This window comes from Dyadobacter chenwenxiniae (assembly GCF_022869785.1).
Classification (GTDB): domain Bacteria; phylum Bacteroidota; class Bacteroidia; order Cytophagales; family Spirosomataceae; genus Dyadobacter; species Dyadobacter chenwenxiniae.
Genome location: NZ_CP094997.1, coordinates 2154917 through 2175928, shown reverse-complemented (window position 1 = coordinate 2175928; position 21012 = coordinate 2154917). Strand labels below are relative to the sequence as shown.

Here is a 21012-nt window from a genome sequence, read left to right as displayed (position 1 = left end):
TTAAGATACAGTGACAAAAACAACTTCAATTTTAGTTAAAATAAACGTTTTCTACGCAAATTTGTACAAAAATCGTACCAAAACGGACGTTTTTTTGCGTTTTTGGCTAATTATCCGCATTGCTTTCCCGGACATTGTCAATGACAATAATCTTCAATTCTTCCACCCATTTTTGAATTGTAATCATGGGATGAATAAAGGGCATGTCAAACTCTTCTGAGATTGAGGAGTGTCCCTCTTGCTTCACCATATCAATAATGGCGTTTACCAGATGCTCGTCCGAGGAATCATAGGCAGTGTCTTCATTCATCTCACTGACCTTTTGTAGAAATGCCAGCATTTCCGGCAACTTGTTTTTGTCCATAATGTTATTGTTACGCGCTCATTCGGGCTTCTGTGGAATATTTTCCCGAACAAGTAACCGCTGTTCTGGCATAATTTTATAGCAAATCGTGTTCTCAAATGAAATTCCAGCGCATAAGGTGTGTGTGAGAGCGGTTCAGCAGGCGATCCTGGCTGAGCGATATGGAATTGATAACGAAAATGATTCAAAGATGAAAAAAGTATCTAACAATAATGTTGTTAAAGAATCGGAACACAGCAAAATACTAGTTTATCCAGGCGAACCCTATCCATTAGGCGCAACCTGGGATGGAGAGGGCGTTAACTTTGCGTTGTATTCGGAGAATGCGACTGGCGTGGAATTATGTTTGTTCGAGAGTCAGGAAAGTTTGCGCGAGCACATTAAAATCGAGATCAAGGAAGCGTCGCACCATGTGTGGCATGTGTATGTGCCGGGATTGAAACCGGGACAATTGTACGGATATCGCGTTCACGGGCCCTATGAACCAGCATATGGTTTCCGTTTTAATCCGAATAAGCTTCTGATTGATCCGTATGCCAAATCTGTTTCGGGAACAATCCAGTGGCACGATGCGCTTTTTGGATACGTTATTGGTGACGAAAATGAGGACCTGAGTTTCAGCGAACTCGATAGCGCTCCCTACATCCCCAAATCGGTTGTCATTGATCCAACGTTTGACTGGGAAGGCGTGCAGCCGCCCGAGATTCCGTATCACGATACCATTCTTTATGAGACACATGTGAAGGGTTTCACTTTTTTGAATAAAGAAATTCCCGAGGAAATCCGCGGAACATATGCGGCTATGGCTCATCCGGCGACGATTAAATATCTTAAAGAGCTGGGTGTGAACGCTGTTGAGCTCATGCCTGTACACCATTTCATTTCTGACCGACATTTAAAGGAGCGTGAACTGACCAATTACTGGGGATATAATTCCATCGGTTTTTTTGCCCCGGATGTGCGTTACAGCAGCTCCGGAACCCACGGCCAGCAAGTGAACGAGTTTAAAAATATGGTCAAGGAAATGCATAAGGCCGGCATTGAAGTGATCCTGGACGTGGTTTACAACCATACAGGGGAAGGAAACCATATGGGTCCTACATTGTCCTTCCGGGGGATTGACAATATGTCGTATTACCGCTTGATGGACGGGCGCTATTACATGGATTACACAGGAACCGGTAACACATTGAATGCCAGGCTTCCCAGCGTGCTGCGGTTGATCATGGACAGTTTGCGTTACTGGATCACTGAAATGCATGTTGACGGATTCCGCTTTGACCTTGCGTCTACGCTGGCCAGGGAATTGCACGAAGTGGACAGGCTTAGCGCGTTCTTCGATATCATCCACCAGGACCCTATCATTTCACAGGTAAAACTGATCGCCGAGCCCTGGGACATTGGTTATGATGGTTACCAGGTCGGAAAATTCCCTATGGGCTGGGCTGAATGGAATGGTCGTTACCGCGACTGTATGCGTGACTTTTGGCGAGGAGCCGATAGTATGCTGGCCGAGTTCGCAGAGCGCTTTACAGGGAGTTCGGATCTATATAAAGGAGAGTATCGCAGACCAACCGCAAGCATTAATTTTATAACTGCCCACGACGGATTTACATTGAACGACCTGGTGTCGTATAATGCAAAACGTAATTTTGCGAATGGTGAGGATAACAATGATGGCGATGATCACAATCGTTCGTGGAACTGCGGCAGTGAAGGGCCGTCGGACAACCCCCGAAGTAATGGAGCTCAGAAACAAGCAGAAAAGAAATTTCCTTACAACGCTTTTCCTTTCGCAGGGCGTGCCTATGCTCGTGGCGGGTGATGAGTGGGGAAGGACACAAGGTGGAAACAACAATGCATATTGCCAGGATAATGAGATTTCGTGGCTCGACTGGGAAAAAGCAGACCAGGATTTATTAACATTCTCACAAAAGCTGATCGCTTTCAGTAAAGCGCACCGTTCGTTCCGCAGACGGGATTGGTTCCGCGGATTGCCGATCAAAGGGAAAGGGCTGGAAGACATCGCCTGGTTTTTACCGGACGGAAGCGAAATGCCGGAAGAAAACTGGAACCACGACTATGCTAAATCACTGGGCATATTCCTGAATGGTAAAGGAATCCGGCATGTGAATAAAAAGGGTGAGCCGATTTACGATGATAGCTTTTATATGATCTTTAACGCCCATTTCGAGCCGGTTGAATACAAACTTCCTCCAAAAAAGTATGGTACAGAATGGCGTAAAGTGATTGATACAAGTGCAAACTGTATTACTGAGGATGGCCAGTTATTCGAGCCGGATGCTCTGGTGACCGTAGATAGCCGGTCGATAATCGTTTTTAAACACGCATTGGAACAACAAAAAATATGATTGACAACGAAAAGCTGCTGCCGGGAGTAAGATTTAATGAATTCGGAGAAGCAAATGTGGTTGTATGGGCACCGGAGCTTGATGAGGTGTCGCTCTTGCTGGTTGAATCTGAGGTGCAATTGCCACTCAAAAAGCAGGAACTGGGCTATTGGTCATTGCAAACAGGCGCACTCAAAGCGGGCGACATTTACCAGTTCATTGTAAATGGAAACCGTTCGCCCGACCCGGCGTCCCTCTGGCAACCGCAAGGTGTCCACGGGCCGTCTGCCGCTTATGACCTCAGAAGTTTTAAATGGACGGATAAAAATCTGCCCCAGGTCGCTCTGAAAGATTACATCATTTACGAACTGCATACAGGCACTTTTACGGAAGAAGGCACGTTCGCCGCTATGGAAAGCAAGCTGGATTATCTGGTTGATCTGGGCATTAATGCGATTGAGATTATGCCCGTTTCGCAATTTGCAGGTGCCCGTAATTGGGGTTACGACGGCGTGTTACCGTATTGTGTGCAGGATTCCTACGGCGGACCCGAGGCGTTGCAGCATCTCGTCAATGCATGCCATGAAAAAGGGCTTGCAGTTATTCTGGACGTTGTGTATAACCACATTGGCCCGGAGGGTAATGTGCTGCCGCAGTATGGTCCTTATTTTACAGATAGATACAACACACCCTGGGGAGATGCGATCAACTTTGATGATGCCTGGTGTGACGGTGTACGCGGTTATTTTATAGAAAATGTCCTGATGTGGTTCCGGGACTTTCACATAGATGCACTAAGAATGGATGCCGTACATGCGATTAAGGATATGAGCCCGGTTCATATTTTACAGGAAATGAAAAGCCGTGTGAATGAATTGGCAGAGCAAACCGGGAAGGCGCATTACCTGATCGTGGAAATGGATCTGAATGATACGAAGTTCATTAAACCGACATCAAAGGGAGGTTACGGATTGGATGGACAGTGGGTAGATGAATTTCACCACGCATTACGTGTCGCTTCTGGCCAGCAGCGAAGCGGTTATTATTCTGATTTTGAGCCGATAACGTCGCTGGCAAAATCCTATAAAGATGCTTACGTATACGACGGGACGTTTTCCGAACATCGGAAGCGGATATTTGGTGTAAAGGCCGATGGTTACCCGGGGGAGCAGTTTGTGGTTTTTTCTCAAAACCATGATCATGTAGGCAACCGGATGCTGGGTGAGCGGACGAGCCAGCTGGTTTCGTTTGAAATGCAAAAGTTGCTTGCTGGGGCCGTTTTGGTGAGTCCTTATCTGCCTATGTTGTTTATGGGAGAGGAATATAGCGAGCGCAATCCATTTATGTATTTCGTGAGTCATACAGATCCTGAGCTGGCGGAAGCTGTCAGGAAGGGTAGGAAGCGCGAATTTGCCGCGTTTCACATAGAAGGCGAAGCGCCAGATCCGATGGGTGTGGAGACATTCAATAGTTCGAAGTTGCAATGGTCTTTGCTGCCGAAGGAGCCACACCAAACGATGTTTCAGTTTTACAAAACACTGATTCAGCTGAGGAAAAGCCAGCCTGCATTGCATAATATGGACCGGCAAGCAATTGAAGTTGAGCCGGATGTGGTAAATGAGACCATTACGATTCGTCGCTGGTCCGGGGAGCAGGAAATTATTGTGGTCCTCAATTTCTCTAAATCAGTCCGTGAAACCTGGTTGCCTGAGCGGGGCAGCGGGTGGAAAAAACTGATCGCATCTTCGGATTCTCAATGGAATGGCATAGGGATAATGGCCGACCCGCCTGCCGACAGGCTGATTATGCTTGCGCCCGAGAGCTTTGCCGTATTTACAAATTCCTGATTTTGATCTTTATTTCGTGTGGCGCCACCTCGTCGCCACCGAAATAGGGAAGGAGTTTATAAGCGATGCCCACACCGCCTGAACAGTGACGAGGCATCCTGGTGTCGACGCCGTGATAAGAAAAAATATAAGAATTATCTTCTAATGCGATCTTGAAACTGTTCGTCTCATTCAATTGTGCAGTGCCAAGATCCTTTGCTTCGCGTACGCCATTGGCATAAGTATATGCGTAAATATGGATGGCACCTTCATTCCAGTTCCAGCCGAACCTGGCACTGTTGCTCTGGTGCTGGGAGCTGCAATCCGAGAATCCGTAAAGTTTGTTGATATCAAACTGGTTTTCAGGAATACTTGTCTTGTAAATGCACGAGCTGTCAAAGACCACTTGAAACCGAAGTGAACTTGCCGTAAACGGTGTGTTGATATTCTTCTCGACTTCGTGTTGTCCGGCCTTGATCGTATAAGTAGTGAAATCGTCGCCGAAACTTGGCCTATTCCCGATCCATTCGCAGGACACCGTTCCCACAAGCAGGAGGATACAAAAAAGTGCTTTTTTCATATGAGTATGCATTGCCTCCGCAACATGAATACGGAGATCAGCTTATGAACGAAAGTATGTGCTGAAAATTGAACAATAACCACGTTGTGCAGGCATTATTTGGAAATTAAATAGGTGTGGAACTGCACAGGGGCGTCTTTCAGCTTCTCGCGAAACGCAATAACATTGTCAAATTTCAGTTGTGTCATCGTTTTTGACTCAAAATGAATTTTAAAACTGTCCGTATCAAACGGCCAGGGCGTCACATGCAGTACACTTTCTTCCGGCGACCAGAGTTCGTATTGCTGATTGTCTGGTCCTCGGCTGATTTCAATTTTCCGACCTTCTGGAGGAACCTGATTTTGGCATATCAATAATGACAATGCGTCGCACCATTCAAGGATCTGGTAAGCCGTCCTTATTTCTTTTTCATCTAATCCGGCCTCTTTCCGCCACTTCCCGTCCCAGGTTTTCAACTTTTTACAGTAAGCGACGATGTGCTTGTCTGTTTCTTTCTCATACAAAAACTGAATGTGCTGCGAAGTGAGGAGCGCGATATAACGGCTTTTGGAAAGGGCGAGTTGGAGGAGTTCTTCACATTTATCTTCATCAAACTTTCGCATTTTAAAATTGACCGGACCGCCGTTTTCATTCAGCAAATTGTCATCATTAACAAATTCATTGAACACATCGTCGTGCTCCGTGGTTGCAATGATTGTTTCCAGCCAGCGTTCCGGCCGGAAGTCGTGTTTCCAGTAAAAGCATATTTGTCCCGAAAGCAGCCCGTGTGCGCGTTGGGAAATGATCTGCCAGCCGTCTTCCTGATAATTAACGATCATAATTTTTATAAATATTTCTGTGCAAAAAAGGCCAGGAAATTGTTCCTGGCCTTGATACTGAAAAACTGCTGTTCAAACAATAACTATTGCTGCTGTTTTTGCTGCTTTCCAGCACTTTGTTGCTCTTTGTGATTATTTGTAATGTGGTCTCCTTTCACCATTTCCTCTTCCTTATGCCTGCTATCCAAGTTGTCTTTGTTTTCAGGCTTGTTGCGGGACTGAGACTGTTGCATCGTTCCCGAATTTTGTGACTGTTTCATGACAATCATTATTTGGTTCTGATGATTGTATCTAAAAATTATGCCAATGGTTCAGCGGGCGGATTAAATTCTCTCCGCGTGCCTTCATAAAGCTCGTATTCCAGTAAGCGACAGTCGATTGTGCTGGTATAGAACTCGATTCTGCGCTTGGCTTTCAGCCCGATTTTCTTAGCAAGATCGAGGTTTCCGGTAAACACATAACCGAAATATCCGCCACACCTTTGTTTCATAAAATTGCCGATCCGCGCATAAGTTTCTTCCAGCTCTGCAATTTCGCCCAGCCGGTCACCATATTCGGGATTGATGAAAAATACGCCTTTGTTTTCATTCGGAACTTCTGTCTCGGCGAAGTCACAGCATTCAAAATCGATCAGCCCGGACACGCCGGCTGCGATCGCGTTCTTCTGCGCATTGGCAATGGCCACATTGCTGTAATCCGTAGCGATGATCCTTAGGCCTGGCACTTCTCTGATCTGTTCTTCGAGCTTATCCTGTTCGGCATAATATATTTCCTTGTCGTAACCGAGTACGTGCATGAACGCGAAATTATCCCGGAACAAGCCGGGGCGGCTGTTCGTGGCAATCAATGCCGCTTCAATCGCCAACGTTCCCGAGCCGCACATCGGATTGATGAATGTAGTGTTCCGGTCCCAGCGGCTTGCCAGAATGGTTGCCGAGGCCAGCGCTTCAAGCATGGGCGCACGACCAGGGATTTTACGGTAACCGTGACGCGCCAGCGAATCGCCCGACGTGTCTATGAAAATTTCAGCAGAATCATTCTTCCAGAATAAATGGATCACGGCGCCAACCAAATCTGAACCAGTTGTCGGCCGGGTGCCTTTTTTGTCCCGGAACCGGTCGACGATCGCATCCTTCACGCGCAGGTTTGCAAACATGCTGTTATTGATCGTCGGGTTTTGAACATTGCTGGTAACCGAAAAATAGCCTTCTCCGGCAATGATATCTTCCCATGGCATCTGGATCAAAAACCGGTACACATCGTCCGGGTGATTGGCAGTAAAGGAGCCGAGGCTGTACAGGACCTGACTTGCGCAGTAAAGATTCAGGTTTAATTTAATACACTCATTAATAGACGCTTTGATCCGTAATCCGGTGACAAAAGCTTCCTCGATGCCGAATCCCAGATCTTTTACCTCTTGTTCCAGATAGGGCGCAAGGCGTTTGTGACAAGTGATAATGACGCGGGACGGTGTTGTGAAATATGACATGCTTGGCGGTAAGCTTCTCGGTGATCAGCTTGGATTTGTTTGTTTTTCAAAGAACAAACTTAGCGCTTTCTGGCCTAACCGCCTATATGCCGTTCAATTCGGTCTCCGTGAAGGCCTTTTCGCGCCCGGTGAGTTTTTGCCTCGTTTTTTCTACTTCTTCGGTCGTTACCTTGTCCGCATCATTGCGCCATGACTTTCTGATAAAGCTCAATAGCTGCGCAATGTCCTCGCTCGGCATATCCTTATCATAACCGATTCCGGGCATGTCGCCGCTTACCTCGGGCGTTTGGTAAATGCGGCCATTGACTTTTACAGGGCCTGTTAATCCATAAAGAATAATTGAAATCAACTTGTCTTTATTCCCGGTAACCCATTCGGACTGGTTCAAGGGTGGTGCGAGCGACTTAATTCCTGCGCCGTCCGCGCCGTGGCAAGTCTGGCAAATGGATGTAAATAATGCTTCTCCTTTCGGGAATTCTTTTTTCAGCATTTCCGGATTTCTGTTGCCGCGCGCACTTTGAACGGTGGTAATGGCCCTTTGTAATTGTTTGTTCAGGACAAAATCAGGATTCGACAAAGTCGCGGAAATCTCTGATTTGAAAGCCTCTTCCTGATCCTGCAAGTTGCTGATTATGGCGTCGCTGACATAGCGGTTGTTTGGATATTTCGTTGCAAGCTTTACTAACAGGCCGCGTGACGTAGTTGTATCGAAAGGTTGCATTGTTTTAGCAACCAGCGCGATGTAAGGTGCTGCTAATGTGTCATTTGATTCCAGCATGGTATCAAAAACCGAAGCAAACTGCTGATAGGAAGTCGGCGTCATCAGTGCGGGTGAAACGGCCAGTCCCTGGCTGCGGAATTTCCAGTCAGCTTGCCTGAGCCATGCAACTGCTTCCTCTGTTTTTAAGGAATTGAGCCCTTCCAATGTCCATAATGCGTGAATTGCGAGCAGAGGACTTTCGGTTTGTTTGATGGCTGCACGCAATGCAGGAACGGTCTGGTTGTATTTCCCATCGATCAGTTTTTGCTGCGCACGGTCTCTAACCCAACCGTTAGCGTGGCCCAAAAGCTTGACGAGCTCGTTTGCGTCAGATGGAATTAAAACCACCCCGGCTTTTGCATTCTTTGGCACCACTTTATAAATCCGGCCACTGGAAAGGGGCTGCGTCAGGTCGCGCTTGCCGATCTGGTCTTTCAGGTATGGCGTTAAGTAAGTTTTGTGCTGAATGATTCCGCGATACATATCCAGAATGTACATGGCGCCGTCGGGGCCATTATAAAGGCTGACCGGGCGGAAGCGCTCGTCTGTACTCGCAAGGAATTCCTTATTTTTATAAGCCTGCTCACCTTTCACGATATATCCGCTTTCCGAAAGAATGTTCCGCTTGATAAGGTTTGCCGAAGGTTCGGGCACAAATGCATTGAACTGATATTGATCGCCGAAAAGATCGCCACGGTAAACAACCGGGGCTGCTGCTGCCGTGAAATTGGTCAGGCGAAGGCTGTCATCGAGTACATTTTTCATGTAACCGCGGTTGACGCCGGGCGTAGGGTGCAATGGGAATACATTGTTATCGGCCACCCATTTTTCATTATAACCAGCTACATTTTTCTGGTTTTTATTAGATGCCCCCAAACCGGCGGGAAAGTAATCTCCGATCAGGTTTTGAGAATTGTTGTTGTAATACAGACGCCCGTAATTATCCTGGCTGATGCCCCATTGTCCGCGAAAATGGGTGTGCTCAATTTCCCATTTATTGCCCCGTTTCCGATAACGTTTGTCTGATTTGGCATTATAGATCCAGTTGTCCATTGCGCGAAAAAGCCCGTTAGGCTGGTGTTCCACATTTCCGCCTTCGGTATACTTGGGATCGACCAGCGTTCTTTTTCCAACCTTGTCATTTTTGATTTCATAAAACCACAGATTGGTCGGTTCCGCTACGAGTATGCCGTTTTCGATCAGACAAATGGCTCTTGGTAAAACAAGCGAGTCAATGATCACCGTGCGGTCGTCATAAATACCATCTTTATTCTTATCGTCCAGGATCACGATATTTCCGTTTGGAATGTCCTCTCCTGTTCCGACGGTGTCGGGCATATAGCCGGTCATTTCCACCACCCACATTCTGGCTTTGTCATCAAATTGCATGGCAACAGGTGCACTTACCAACGGCTCGGCAGCGATCAGTTTCACCTCGAAGCCATCTTCCACCTGCATTTTTTCAGTGGTGTTTTCCGGCGAAATAAATGGTGACTGGCCTCTGACGGCCACAGGCGCAGGCGCTTGCTTTTCCGTTTTTTCGGAGACAACTTGTTTCGAAGCAGATTGCTTATTTGACTTGCAATAAAACAGTGTGATTGAAATCGTCAGGAAAAGGATATAGTAGCGGGACTTTCTCATTTCAATGGTTTACTTCTTTTCAGTGGGTGATGAATTTTAAATATAAACACGTTGGAAATACCAAACAATCAATCTCTTAACGCTTCTTCTACGGGTTTCATGTTCTTGGTCAGAAAATGAATGATCAGCCAGGCCACAAAGTAGGCCAGACCGCATATAACGAACAAAATATTATAACCAGCCCCAATGTTCCCCGCCGCCTTGTAATAATCCAGCAATGACCCAACCAACAACGGAAACAGCGTTGATCCGATTGACCCCGCCATGCCGCCGATCCCTACAACAGAGCTTACCGCGCGTTTGGGGAAGATATCGGATACAATGGTAAAAATGTTCGCGCTCCAAGCCTGGTGGGCTGCCGCTGCAATGCTGATAATGGCCACTGCCACCCAGATGTCAGTAGCAAACTTGGCAAGAATAATAGGTAAAACGGCGAATGCGACAACCAGCAGCGCGGTTTTCCGTGCCCGCAATGGTTCCCAGCCTAATTTTTTGATCAGATAAGAGGAAAGGTAACCGCCTCCAATGCTCCCGAAAGTGGTTGCCGTATAAACAATAGCCAGGTGCAAACTTGGTTTTTTGAGATCAAGCGAGAATGTGGTCGCAAAATAGGAGGGAAGCCAAAAAAGGAAAAACCACCAGATAGGATCTGTTAAGAGTTTTCCGCTAATAAAAACCCAGGTTTGGGGCAATTGAATAAGTCTGGCCCATTTAATGGGTTTTTCGTCGGTGGCGGCTACGTCTTCACTATCGCTGTGAATGTAAGCAAATTCCTCGGGCTGGATTTTCTTGTGCCTTGATGGGATTTCATAAAATAACCACCAGAAAATGAGCCAGATAAAACCCAACGCACCGGGTAATTAGAAACGCCTCCTGCCAGCCGTATGCGCCCAATAACCAGGGAACCATAATCGGTGCAGCCACAGCTCCTATGCTTGTACCCGAATTGAAAATTCCGGTTGCCAGCGCGCGCTCGCGCTTGGGGAACCATTCAGCCGTGGCTTTTACAGCTGCCGGGAAGTTTCCCGCTTCCCCCAATCCCAAAAGTGCCCTTACAGCACCAAAGCCTAGCGTGCTCTTGACAAACGCATGCGCGATAGCGGCAATGGACCATATAATGATCGAGATGGAGTAACCCAATTTTGAACCGATCCTATCAATGAAATTTCCGAAAATGATATAACCCAGGGCGTAACAACCGGCAAAAACCATGACAATGTTTGCGTAGTCAGACTCGGTCCAGTTAAATTCTACTTCAAGCGTAGGTTTCAGCAAGCCAAGGATTTGTCTGTCGATGTAGTTGATTGTGGTGGCAAAGAATAGTAATGCACAAATGACCCAGCGATAATTGCCGATTTTGGATTTTTCCATAGTTAGAGGTAAAAGGATTTCTTCGGATTCAGGACCTGAAATATGTCTGTCAGAAAAGAAGACTATCTTTTTACCATTCTACCCCTTAAAAGGACGCTCCAACCACCAATAAAAAACAAATCCCGCCACTAACAAGCTGAGTTGCAGTGGCGGGCGAAACCTCTTTTTCAAAGATTGTAGTAAGCGGTAATCAGGAAATCGGGTAAGCTTTTTGTGCTTTTTCGAGGTCCGCTTCATTGGTAAGGTCAAGGCGAAGCGGCGTAATCGAGACAAAGCCGTTTTCAATGGCCCATCGGTCCGTGCCTTCTTCTGCCGGCTCCATTGGAATGACTGTAAACCAATAGTGTTTCCGGCCCATCGGGTCGAGTGCGGGCACGATCTGATTATCATATAACCTGACCGACTGCCTCGTCCAGCGAACGCCTTTTGGTTCCGGCGGGAAGTTCACATTGACCAGATTTAAATGTTCATTTTCAAATAAAACGGCCAACGCCTTTTCCACAAACGGGTCTAACGCATCAAAGTCGGGTTCTTTTTCCGTGGGTGTGCTGAGTGCAATGCCTTTCATTCCAAACAAAACGGCCTGTTTCGCTGCCGCAAGTGTTCCAGAATGCCACATGGCATTTCCCAAATTCGGCCCCATATTGATTCCCGAAAGAACCACGTCCGGCTTGTCCCACAAATGCTGGCCAAGTGCAACGCAGTCGGCTGGCGTGCCGTTTACGCGCCATGCGTCAATTCCATCGAAATCTATCGGCGATTTTTTATATGAAAGAGGTCTTGAAGCCGTAATTGCATGACCCATAGATGATTGTTCCACATCTGGTGCAACTACTTTAACCTCTCCGAACCGGGCCGCAATTTTAGCCAGGGCAGCGAGTCCGGGGCTGTAAATTCCATCGTCGTTTGTTACAAGAATTTTCATGATGATATCTTTTTTGTGCTATACGTTAATAAAATTATGCCTGGTATGTTTTTTATGGTTGGAGGGTTATCCTAAATACTTTCTATGAAAAACACCAACCTTTTGCACAACCCCACAGCCGGGGACAATGATTTTTCCGAAACAGAACTAGTGAAACTGATCGAGGCGGAAGGGTTTAAATGTGATTACTCTTCTGTGAAAGAAGAGGGCTGGGATGACTTTAAGACCGAGACAGATTTTTTAATCATTGCCGGCGGAGACGGAACCGTAAGGCGTGTAGCCAAAGCGCTCATGGAACGGAAGCGCCTGGATAAACAGTATCCGATTGCGCTGCTGCCGCACGGCACCGCCAACAATATTGCAACGGCTTTGCAAATCACAGGCGAGGCGAAAGAGATCGCGAAAACGTGGCATAATGAGCACTTACAACCGTTTGACATTGGTAAAATATACGGACTGGGCGAAGACCGGTTTTTTCTCGAAGGCTTTGGTTATGGCGTATTTCCGCGTCTGATGAAAGTGATGAGCAAAATGGAAGATGAAATCGGCGATACGGTGGAACAAAAACTGAAAACTGCGCTTGCAGTGCTTTATGACATTGTATTGAATTACGAGGCGAAGGAATGCAGGATCGTGGCTGACGGCGTGGAGCATTCAGGCAGATATCTGATGGTTGAAGTCATGAACATCCGGTCCATTGGGCCTAATCTGTTTTTGGCACCCGACGCGGATCCCGGAGATGGGGAACTGGAAATAGTAATGATCCCGGAAACGCAGCGAGAGAAATTCGAAGCTTTCGTACTAAGCCAAATCAATGGTGAAGATGAGAAATACAGCTTTAACACCATTAAGGCTAAAAGCGTAGAATTGTCTTGGGGAGGTAAAGATTTACATATTGACGATGAGCGTATTAAGCTCGAAGAGCCCGTCGGGGTTACCATTGAATTACAACCAAAAATGCTAAACTTCATCATTACAAACGCCTCTTTGCGATAACTTTTGGTTATGGTTTATAAGCAATTGTGATTGGTATGCTGTCCAAATGAGCGGTAATTTTGGATCATTAAATTATTCCAAAGTTCAAATTCATAACAATCATGATTACCACAGATATTTGCATTATTGGTGCCGGGCCCGTTGGTTTGTTCGCTGTTTTCGAGGCCGGGTTGCTTAAAATGCGTTGCCATTTAATTGACGCCCTGCCGGTTGTAGGCGGTCAGCTGTCAGAAATTTATCCGCAAAAACCCATCTACGATATTCCCGGTGCACCAGGCATCATTGCCGAAGATCTGGTCAAGAATTTAATGATACAGATTGAAGAGTTCAAACCCGGATTCACATTGGGAGAGCGCGTAGAAGCGCTTGAAAAACAAGAAGACGAAACATACATTGTGCGCACAAACGAAGGCACAGTCGTTCACTGCAAAGTAGTGGTGATAGCAGCGGGTTTGGGGAGTTTTGAGCCAAGAAAACCAGCAGTTGAAAAACTGGAATATTTTGAAGGCAAGGGCGTACATTATATGGTGAAAAAACCCGAGCAGTTTCGTAACCAGAACGTCGTGCTCGCCGGTGGCGGCGACTCGGCCCTGGACTGGACCATCTTCCTGGCGGACATTGCTTCCAGAGTAACTTTGGTACACCGCGGCGACACATTTCGTGGAGCTCCGGATTCTGCGGAAAAAGTTTTTGAGCTGGCGGGCAAAGGGAAAATCGATCTCATCCTGCAATCTCAGGTGAGCAGCCTGGGAGGAAACGGGGTTTTAAAGGAAATTTCCATCGTCGGCAATGACAAAAGCGTCACCACTATTCCTACCGACCATTTTATCCCTCTTTTCGGATTGAGCCCGAAACTCGGCCCGATTGCAGACTGGCAGCTTGGCGTTGAAAAATCTGCCGTTATTGTCGACACGGTGGACTACTCGACTAATGTGGAGCGGATTTATGCCATTGGTGATATCAACACCTATCCAGGTAAGCTGAAACTGATCCTTTGTGGTTTCCATGAAGCCGCGATCATGATGCAGAGCGCATTCAAATATGTGTATCCGGATCAGAAATTGAGTTTCAAATACACAACTGTTAACGGTGTTAATGCATTTTAGCGATGATAAATATTCAGGTAGAAGATAACAACGGCGATCGTCAGGATCTGGAAGTGCCTGTGGATATGGGGCTTAACCTGATGGAAATGCTCAAAGCATATGAATACGACATTCAGGCCACATGTGGCGGGATGGGTTTATGCGCCACCTGTCACATTGCGGTCATCGCAGGCGGGGACGGATTGCCGGAACTTAACGATAACGAGCTCGCCACGCTGGACACATTGCCGGACGCAGAAATGAACAGCCGGCTCGCATGCCAGCTGCGGTGCAATGACGAAATGGATGGTCTGGTAATCCGCATAAAAGCCTTGCAGGAAGTGTAATTAAGGTTATAGAATTTTGGAATATGAGTACATAAACCTTCGCCTTTGTAAAGCGGAGGTTTTTAGTGTTTCAATTTCAAATTTTCGCCTTAATCAGCGGAAGGACGGCATCCACCCAAAGCTGATGCATCTTCCCTGAATAATGCAGGTTGTCACGCGCCAGCAGGGAAGGGTCGCTTGCCGCTCGTCTGGAAAGAGGGGTTATATCAATGAAAATGACCTTTTGCTTGTCGCATTCATCTTTGGCAACGAGGTTAAAGGCATCAATTTCCTTCGCAATGTTCGCACGGTCCGACTCGCCATAAGGTGTTGATCCCCAGTCCGGAATGGACATGACAAAGACGCGATCCGCTTTGCCACTGGCTAGCGCGATGCTTTTGGTAAGCAAGTTGCGAAACTCGCTGCGATATTCGTCGATGCTTCGTCCCTGAAACTGGTTGTTGACGCCGATCATTAGGGAAACCAGATCATAATCGGATGCGGGCTTAGCGTTATCGACGGAAAAAGTGAGGTCCTTTGTCGTCCAGCCGGTGGTGGCTATAATGTCCGGCGAACGGAACTGGGCACCTGCATTTTTTAAACTTTTGACCAACAACACGGGCCAGCGTTCCGCTTCCGTGACACTTTGACCAATTGTGTAGGAGTCGCCCAACCCCAGAAACTTTGCGCCCTGCTCCGTGCTGCCCGGATTGTATGCATTTCCGGGCTCGCCATTATTACTGCATCCCGAAAGCAGGGTGATGTATATAAATAGGATTTGAATCAGTTTCATGTCAATCATCGCTGGCCATGATGGGTACGAATGGCCTTTTGCTGCTTATATACAGAATTCCGGATCGTTTAGATCGAAACTTGGCTGCATTAAGCCATCACAGCGATCAGGTTTAAGGCAATTTTGGCCAGGTTTGCATCGCCCTCGATGATAATATCCGCTTCCGCTTCCTCCGGTTTAAGAGCTTTGGTGAATAGTTTCCAGGCGATTGCGGGAGGAATGGTCAGCAGTGCATTTTTTTCACCGGCAAACTCATTTTCAATTTTCCATCCGTCGGCTTTTTTTACCAAAAATCTAAGGAAAGGCGTGTCCACGCCAACATTGATTGCGATCGCCGTTCCGGTCTTCGCGTCTACGTCTCGATAAGTGTGGGGCAAACCGCGCAGCAATGTGTCGATGAACGGGTAATAAAGTTGTTCGGTAATGATGCCTTGCTTGCCCGTTGCCTCCCGTATCTGTTGCTGATGATGCCACTTTTCCGTGTATTCTCGTGCTATGTGAAACCAGTTTTTGGACGTTTGCTCGCCAGCCCAGGCCACGGCAAATTTTGCTTCCCTTTCCAGATCCTGCTCTGACATAATGAGCGAATATTCCCTGCCGGTGCTTTCCAGCAAATCAATCAAAACCGCAGGGCTAAGCCGTTTTGTAGCATTCACCCAATCGTTGTTCAACTTATTCAGAAATAGCACCAGGTCTCCGTAGGAATTGATCTCGCGGTCGGGCGGAACATTATAATTGTCGCGAGATCCTGAAATGGTCCGCAGGTTTCCGTCCAGCAGATGCGAAGCCACGTCTTTTACACTCCACAACCTCGCTACGGTGGTTTTATGCCAATCGTCGTACGAAAGTGATTTTAGTAATTCAATTAATTTCTGGTCAAGGACAGGGAATAAATGGACTGTTTCTATCATAAAATAATGGCTCTTTTTGTTGTTGGCGGCGCTTTCGGAGCGGATGCAATTTCAAAAAAATCGCTATTAAATGCATGTTTTTTGTCCGCGTCATCCGTCATTTTGGTACTTTTGAGCGGATTTCATTTAGTTATCGACCCATTAGAGCATTATAAATAGGCGATCCGGGCGATTTAATTAACAGTAGAAAATGACTTATTGTTTAGGAATAAAAGTAAAAGAAGGGCTCGTCGCACTGGCCGACACCCGCATTACAGCAGGGACCAACACGACTGTAAAGAAGAAAATGTATGTGACGCAAAAGGACAACTATTCCTTGTTTATCATGACGAGCGGATTGCGTTCGGTACGCGATAAAGCGGTTCATTATTTTGAAGAACTTATCAGCGAGGGCGTTGTTTATAACAAACTTTACAAAGCCGTAAATGCTTTTGGAGAACAAATTAAGCGCGTTGCAGAGGAAGACAGGGCTTCATTGGAACGTGCCGGTTTAAAATTCAATCTCAACACCATTGTGGGAGGGCAATTGAAGGACGACGCAGAGCACAAGTTGTTTTTGCTTTATTCCGAAGGCAACTGGGTCGAACTGGATGAGGGATCTCCTTACGTGATCATCGGTAACTCCGGACAGGGAAAAGCGATCCTGAACCGCGTCCTGAATGGCGAGTCAACGATGAAGCAGGCTCTGAAAGCGGGTTTCCTGTCTTTTGATTCGACGCGTGTGAGTAACAATGATGTGGATTTTCCGATTGATGTAGTGCTTTACAAAAAGGACAGCTTTAAAATTGTTGAGCACCGTTATGAGAAGAAAGACCTGGAACAGATTTCCGACATTTGGGCCGACAAGCTCAAACAGGCACTCGACGACATTCCGGAAGAGTGGATGGATCAGAGTTTTGAAAAAATAGTATAACAAAAAAGGGCTGCTTCAATGCACTGCCCCCAAAAAGTTAGACACTTCTTGGGGGCTTTTTTATGGGCAAAAACAGAAAACACAGTGTAGCTTTCAGGCTAAAGGTCGTTAAAGCCTATCTAGCCGGTGATGGTATCAATGAATTATCCAGACGCTTTAAGATTGCTAAATCCAGTGTGCAAAAATGGATTGGACATTATAAGCAAGGCGGGGGTTCAAGCCTTTTGCCGCAATACGGGCACAATTACACAAAAGAATTTAAGCAACAAGTCGTGCATGCTTATCAGAACCAGGGCTTATCTTTGAATGAGTGCTGCTTCAAATTTAAAATACCCAGCATGAGTACTTTACATGTCTGGATCAGGCAGTATGAGCAGTTTGGTATAGATGGTTTTATCACGGCCCGTGGCAGGCCCAGGTCTATGAAAAACAAACCCAAGATCATTAAAACATACGGTCCATTGACCCGATTGGAGGAGCTCGAAAACGAGAACCTGCGCCTGAGGGCAGAGAATGACTTGCTAAAAAAGCTGGATGCCTTAATCCGCGAGAAGGAAGCTGCGCAAAAGAAAAAGCGTTGACAATCCATGGGTTAAGGCAGAAATACCCGCTTGAATTGCTTTTGGACCTCTTTGAAATACCCAGAAGTAATTTCTACTACCATATTAAAAATAGCGCTGCCGACAGCAAGTATAAAGACGCGCGAAGGCAGATCAGGCAAGTTTATGATCGGCATAAGGGAAGGTTCGGCTACCGTCGCATTACAATGACTATCCGTAAGATGGGCAGCAACATCAACCATAAAACGGTCTTAAAGCTGATGAAGGCCATGGACCTTAAATCGCTGGTCCGCGCCAAAAAGTACCGCTCTTACAAAGGTCAGACAGGCAAGGTAGCGCCCAACATCCTCAACAGGGATTTTAAATCTATAAAGCCATCACAGAAATGGGCAACGGATGTCTCTGAGTTCAGGGTGAAAGACAAAAAACTTTTTCTATCTCCTATTATTGATCTCTTTAATGGAGAAATCATCAGTTATAGCCTATCTGAATCGGCTAATTTCAAACAAGTCACACAAATGCTCAAAACCGCATTTAAAAAGATAAATAAGCCAGAAAGCCTGGTGCTACATTCGGATCAGGGATGGCAATACCAAATGAGTGAATATCAAAAAATGCTCAAATCAAAAGGCATTACCCAAAGTATGTCCAGAAAAGGCAATTGCCTGGACAACGCTATTATTGAAAACTTTTTTGGAACAATTAAATCGGAATTGTTCTACCTGAACAAATATCAAAGCATTGATGAGCTCAAAAAAGACATCAAAGATTACATTCACTATTACAACAAAGATAGGATCAGGCTTAATTTAAATGGAATGAGCCCGGCTCAATACCGGGCTCATCACACTAATCGTTAAATCTTAACTCGTCCAACTTTTGGGGTTCAGTCCATCAAAGCAGCCCTTTTTTGTTGCAGATATGTATGAACGCATACGTTGTCAGTCGGGCCTAACATTTTTCCCCTGCCGCTTAGCGATCGAAAGCAGTAACGCAGGCAGCAGAATGAGATTTGTACACATGGCCACGAGCAAGGTGATAGAAACCATGACACCCATGGCAGCCGTTCCTCCGAAGCTCGACGCTGCGAAAATAGAGAAGCCACAGAACAGGATCACGGCTGTGTAGATCATGCTGAGCCCTGTTCCAAAAATGGATGCCGTAACGGCCTGGGAAGGCGTAAGGCCATTCTTGTGGAGTTCTTCGCGATATCTCGTCAGGAAGTAAACCGTTCCGTCCGATGCAATTCCAAATGTAATGCTGAAAATGAGAATGGTGGTGGGCTTGAAATAAATGCCAAAATAACCCATAATACCTGCTGTAAGGGCGAGGGGAATCAAACAGGGGAGTTTGGAAAGCAAAATAATAGGTATAGACCTGAAAAGCACCATTCCTACAATGGCAATCATTACTATGGCGATCAGCAAGCTTTCATACAGGTTGCTTAGCAAATAATCATTGCTTTTAAGAAAGACCAGGCTGTGACCGGTAAGGCTCACTTTGTATTTTGCAGGGCTGAAAATTGAGTCAACTTTGGGGCGGATCTTCTGCATTAGCTCCTTAATCCGCTCAGAACCAACATCGGCCATTTGAAAGCTTACGCGCGTTACGCTTTTGTCCTTGTTTACAAATGCATTCAGTTGCTTGGAAGCGCCCTGCTGATCCTGCACATAACCAGTGAGTTTGTTCAGTTCCAAAATACCGGGTAAAGCATAATATTTAGCATCACCTCCACGGTAAGATTGATATAAAAAGCGCGAAGCTTCTACAACAGAAAGCGGTTTGGAAAACTCCGGAAACTTGGCCATTTCGTTTTGAAAGGCCTTTATTTTGTACAGCACTTCGGCCTGATCCGCGAAAATTCCATTCGGTTTTTTCGTATCGATCATAACCTCAAAGGGCAGAACACCATTGAAGTTTTTCTCAAAAAACCTCAAATCCGTGTAAACGACATCCTTTTTTGGAAGGTCATCGACAACATAACCGATGGTTTTGATCTTCGTCATCCCAAATGCTGAAATGATGATCAGCACAACCATGGCCATGTAAATTTCTTTGCGGCGGTTATGCACCAGAAAATCGACTTTTTTGAGAAAACCGGATGCCCATTTGCCGTCAAGATGTTTCAAATGGCGTGCTTTTGGAACGCTCATATAATGCAGCGTAATTGGTAACAGGAGCAGGCAAAGCACATAAGTGGCCATGACACTGATAGCCGCAACAACGCCGAATTCGACAAGCAAAATGCTGTTTGTAAAATAAAAAACCCCAAAACCAATGGCCGTGGTCATATTCGCCAGGAATGTCGACAAGCCAATCTGCCGGATCATTTCCAACAATGCTTCGTCCTTGTCATTATGGGATCTGAGCTCGACCTGATATTTGTTGATCAGAAAGACGCAGTTTGGCACACCTATAACAATCAATAATGGAGGAAGAAGTCCGGTAAGGGCGGTGATTTTATAATTGAAAAGATGCAAAATTCCAACGGAAAAAATTACTCCGATCAGCACCACAACAATAGACAACAGGGTGAGTCTGAGCGACCTGAAAAACGCCCAAAGGATTAGTAAGGTAACAAAAACGGCCAGTCCCATGAACAACTCCATTTCCCCGGAGATCTTTTTCATGTTCACCGTGCGGATATAAGGCATCCCCGAATAGTGCAGATCGGCCTTATATTTCGCCCCGAACTCCTCTGCCATGGCTTCAATGTCGCTGACAATGGTTAGCCTGCGCTTGGAATTCAGCTCTTTGTCGTTGAATGTTACAACGATCAGTGTTGCGTTTGTTTTGCTATTGAGGACCAGGCCCTCGTAGATTGGCAGATTAGCGATTTCATTTTTAATACTGTCCGCTTCTGCTTGTGTGGATGGGATTTGCTTGATGACCGGTGCGACATCGAACTTTCTAAGACTGTCGTTGCGATTGATTTTGTAAACATTGGCAAGCGAAAGCACATTTTTGATGCCTTCTGTGTCTTTAATGCGTTGGGTTAGCTTGCACCAGTCGCGGAATTTATTGATCTCGAACAATTGTGGATCCTGCCAGCCGATTACCATGACGCTGCCGTCTTCACCAAACGACTTCCTGAAATCCTGATATTCTTTTTCAACCGGATCATTAGCAGGCAGTATCCGGGCGAAGTTGTAAGACAGTTCGATTTTGCTCGCTTCGTAAGCCATGAAAATCGTCGAAACGAACACCAATGCAATCCACAAAAGCCGATAGCGGATAATGTAAGTTGCTATTTTATTCCACATATTAAGTTAGTCAGTTCCACAAAAAGTTGCAAATATACGG

The 21012-nt window shown here is 46.2% G+C and carries 17 protein-coding genes and 2 pseudogenes; 8 read left to right on the top strand and 11 right to left on the bottom strand.

All coding sequences use genetic code 11. From position 1 onward, the window contains the following. Positions 1-106: 106 nt before the first annotated feature. The gene (locus tag MUK70_RS08975) at positions 107-364 is read right to left on the bottom strand and encodes a hypothetical protein (protein WP_234656486.1); all 258 of its coding nucleotides are present in this window, start codon (positions 362-364) and stop codon (positions 107-109) included. A gap of 190 nt (positions 365-554) precedes the next feature. Here MUK70_RS08975 and glgX point away from each other — a divergent pair. Continuing rightward, positions 555-2736, top strand: a pseudogene (gene glgX, locus MUK70_RS08970) (glycogen debranching protein GlgX). Continuing rightward, positions 2733-4562: a malto-oligosyltrehalose trehalohydrolase gene (treZ, locus tag MUK70_RS08965; protein ID WP_234656488.1), complete on the top strand. Its 1830-nt coding sequence runs from the start codon at positions 2733-2735 to the stop codon at positions 4560-4562. The pseudogene glgX and the gene treZ overlap by 4 nt, the downstream one beginning before the upstream one ends. Here the strand turns inward: treZ and MUK70_RS08960 are convergent. From MUK70_RS08960 to surE, 7 genes and pseudogenes are all read right to left on the bottom strand, one after another. Continuing rightward, on the bottom strand, positions 4549-5121 hold the full coding sequence (locus MUK70_RS08960) for a hypothetical protein (RefSeq protein WP_234656489.1): 573 nt from the start codon (positions 5119-5121) through the stop codon (positions 4549-4551). The genes treZ and MUK70_RS08960 overlap by 14 nt on opposite strands. Positions 5122-5216: 95 nt before the next feature. Continuing rightward, complete coding sequence (locus tag MUK70_RS08955) at positions 5217-5939, bottom strand: DUF3891 family protein (protein ID WP_234656490.1); 723 nt, start codon at positions 5937-5939, stop codon at positions 5217-5219. Positions 5940-6022: 83 nt separating this feature from the next. Beyond that, positions 6023-6199 (bottom strand): hypothetical protein, encoded by a 177-nt coding sequence (locus MUK70_RS08950; RefSeq protein WP_234606732.1) that lies wholly within the window; start codon positions 6197-6199, stop codon positions 6023-6025. Between the two features lie 38 nt (positions 6200-6237). Further along, on the bottom strand, positions 6238-7428 hold the full coding sequence (locus MUK70_RS08945; RefSeq protein WP_234656491.1) for a THUMP domain-containing class I SAM-dependent RNA methyltransferase: 1191 nt from the start codon (positions 7426-7428) through the stop codon (positions 6238-6240). Between the two features lie 82 nt (positions 7429-7510). Continuing rightward, the gene (locus MUK70_RS08940) at positions 7511-9829 is read right to left on the bottom strand and encodes a DUF7133 domain-containing protein (protein WP_234656492.1); all 2319 of its coding nucleotides are present in this window, start codon (positions 9827-9829) and stop codon (positions 7511-7513) included. A gap of 68 nt (positions 9830-9897) precedes the next feature. Further along, a pseudogene (locus tag MUK70_RS08935) lies at positions 9898-11200 on the bottom strand (MFS transporter). A 190-nt stretch (positions 11201-11390) separates the two neighbouring features. Next, the gene (surE, locus tag MUK70_RS08930) at positions 11391-12125 is read right to left on the bottom strand and encodes a 5'/3'-nucleotidase SurE (RefSeq protein ID WP_234606736.1); all 735 of its coding nucleotides are present in this window, start codon (positions 12123-12125) and stop codon (positions 11391-11393) included. A gap of 84 nt (positions 12126-12209) precedes the next feature. Between surE and MUK70_RS08925 the strand changes: the two genes are divergently transcribed. The 3 genes from MUK70_RS08925 to MUK70_RS08915 all read left to right on the top strand — a co-directional run bounded on the left by MUK70_RS08925 (position 12210) and on the right by MUK70_RS08915 (position 14553). Beyond that, on the top strand, positions 12210-13121 hold the full coding sequence (locus tag MUK70_RS08925) for a diacylglycerol/lipid kinase family protein (protein WP_234656493.1): 912 nt from the start codon (positions 12210-12212) through the stop codon (positions 13119-13121). A gap of 101 nt (positions 13122-13222) precedes the next feature. Continuing rightward, complete coding sequence (locus MUK70_RS08920; RefSeq protein WP_234656494.1) at positions 13223-14227, top strand: NAD(P)/FAD-dependent oxidoreductase; 1005 nt, start codon at positions 13223-13225, stop codon at positions 14225-14227. 2 nt (positions 14228-14229) lie between these two features. Next, entirely contained in the window at positions 14230-14553 is a 324-nt protein-coding gene (locus MUK70_RS08915) for a 2Fe-2S iron-sulfur cluster-binding protein (RefSeq protein WP_234606739.1), read from the top strand. 76 nt (positions 14554-14629) lie between these two features. On the opposite strand, the gene MUK70_RS08910 is transcribed toward MUK70_RS08915, so the two are convergent. Both MUK70_RS08910 and MUK70_RS08905 read right to left on the bottom strand, forming a co-directional pair. Continuing rightward, positions 14630-15325: an SGNH/GDSL hydrolase family protein gene (locus tag MUK70_RS08910; RefSeq protein ID WP_234656495.1), complete on the bottom strand. Its 696-nt coding sequence runs from the start codon at positions 15323-15325 to the stop codon at positions 14630-14632. Between the two features lie 89 nt (positions 15326-15414). Beyond that, positions 15415-16236: a maleylpyruvate isomerase N-terminal domain-containing protein gene (locus MUK70_RS08905; protein ID WP_234656496.1), complete on the bottom strand. Its 822-nt coding sequence runs from the start codon at positions 16234-16236 to the stop codon at positions 15415-15417. Between the two features lie 190 nt (positions 16237-16426). Here MUK70_RS08905 and MUK70_RS08900 point away from each other — a divergent pair, with 190 nt between their 5' ends. The 3 genes from MUK70_RS08900 to MUK70_RS08890 all read left to right on the top strand — a co-directional run bounded on the left by MUK70_RS08900 (position 16427) and on the right by MUK70_RS08890 (position 18569). Next, the gene (locus tag MUK70_RS08900) at positions 16427-17149 is read left to right on the top strand and encodes a proteasome-type protease (protein ID WP_234606742.1); all 723 of its coding nucleotides are present in this window, start codon (positions 16427-16429) and stop codon (positions 17147-17149) included. Between the two features lie 62 nt (positions 17150-17211). Continuing rightward, positions 17212-17730, top strand: a complete 519-nt coding sequence (locus tag MUK70_RS08895; RefSeq protein WP_234658927.1) for a helix-turn-helix domain-containing protein — start codon at positions 17212-17214, stop codon at positions 17728-17730. After that, a complete protein-coding gene (locus MUK70_RS08890) occupies positions 17727-18569 on the top strand; it encodes an IS3 family transposase (protein ID WP_244784531.1) in 843 nt (280 codons plus the stop codon). Before MUK70_RS08895 ends, MUK70_RS08890 begins: the two co-directional genes overlap by 4 nt. Before the next feature lie 81 nt (positions 18570-18650). On the opposite strand, the gene MUK70_RS08885 is transcribed toward MUK70_RS08890, so the two are convergent. Then, entirely contained in the window at positions 18651-20972 is a 2322-nt protein-coding gene (locus MUK70_RS08885; RefSeq protein WP_234655825.1) for an efflux RND transporter permease subunit, read from the bottom strand. Positions 20973-21012 lie beyond the last annotated feature (40 nt).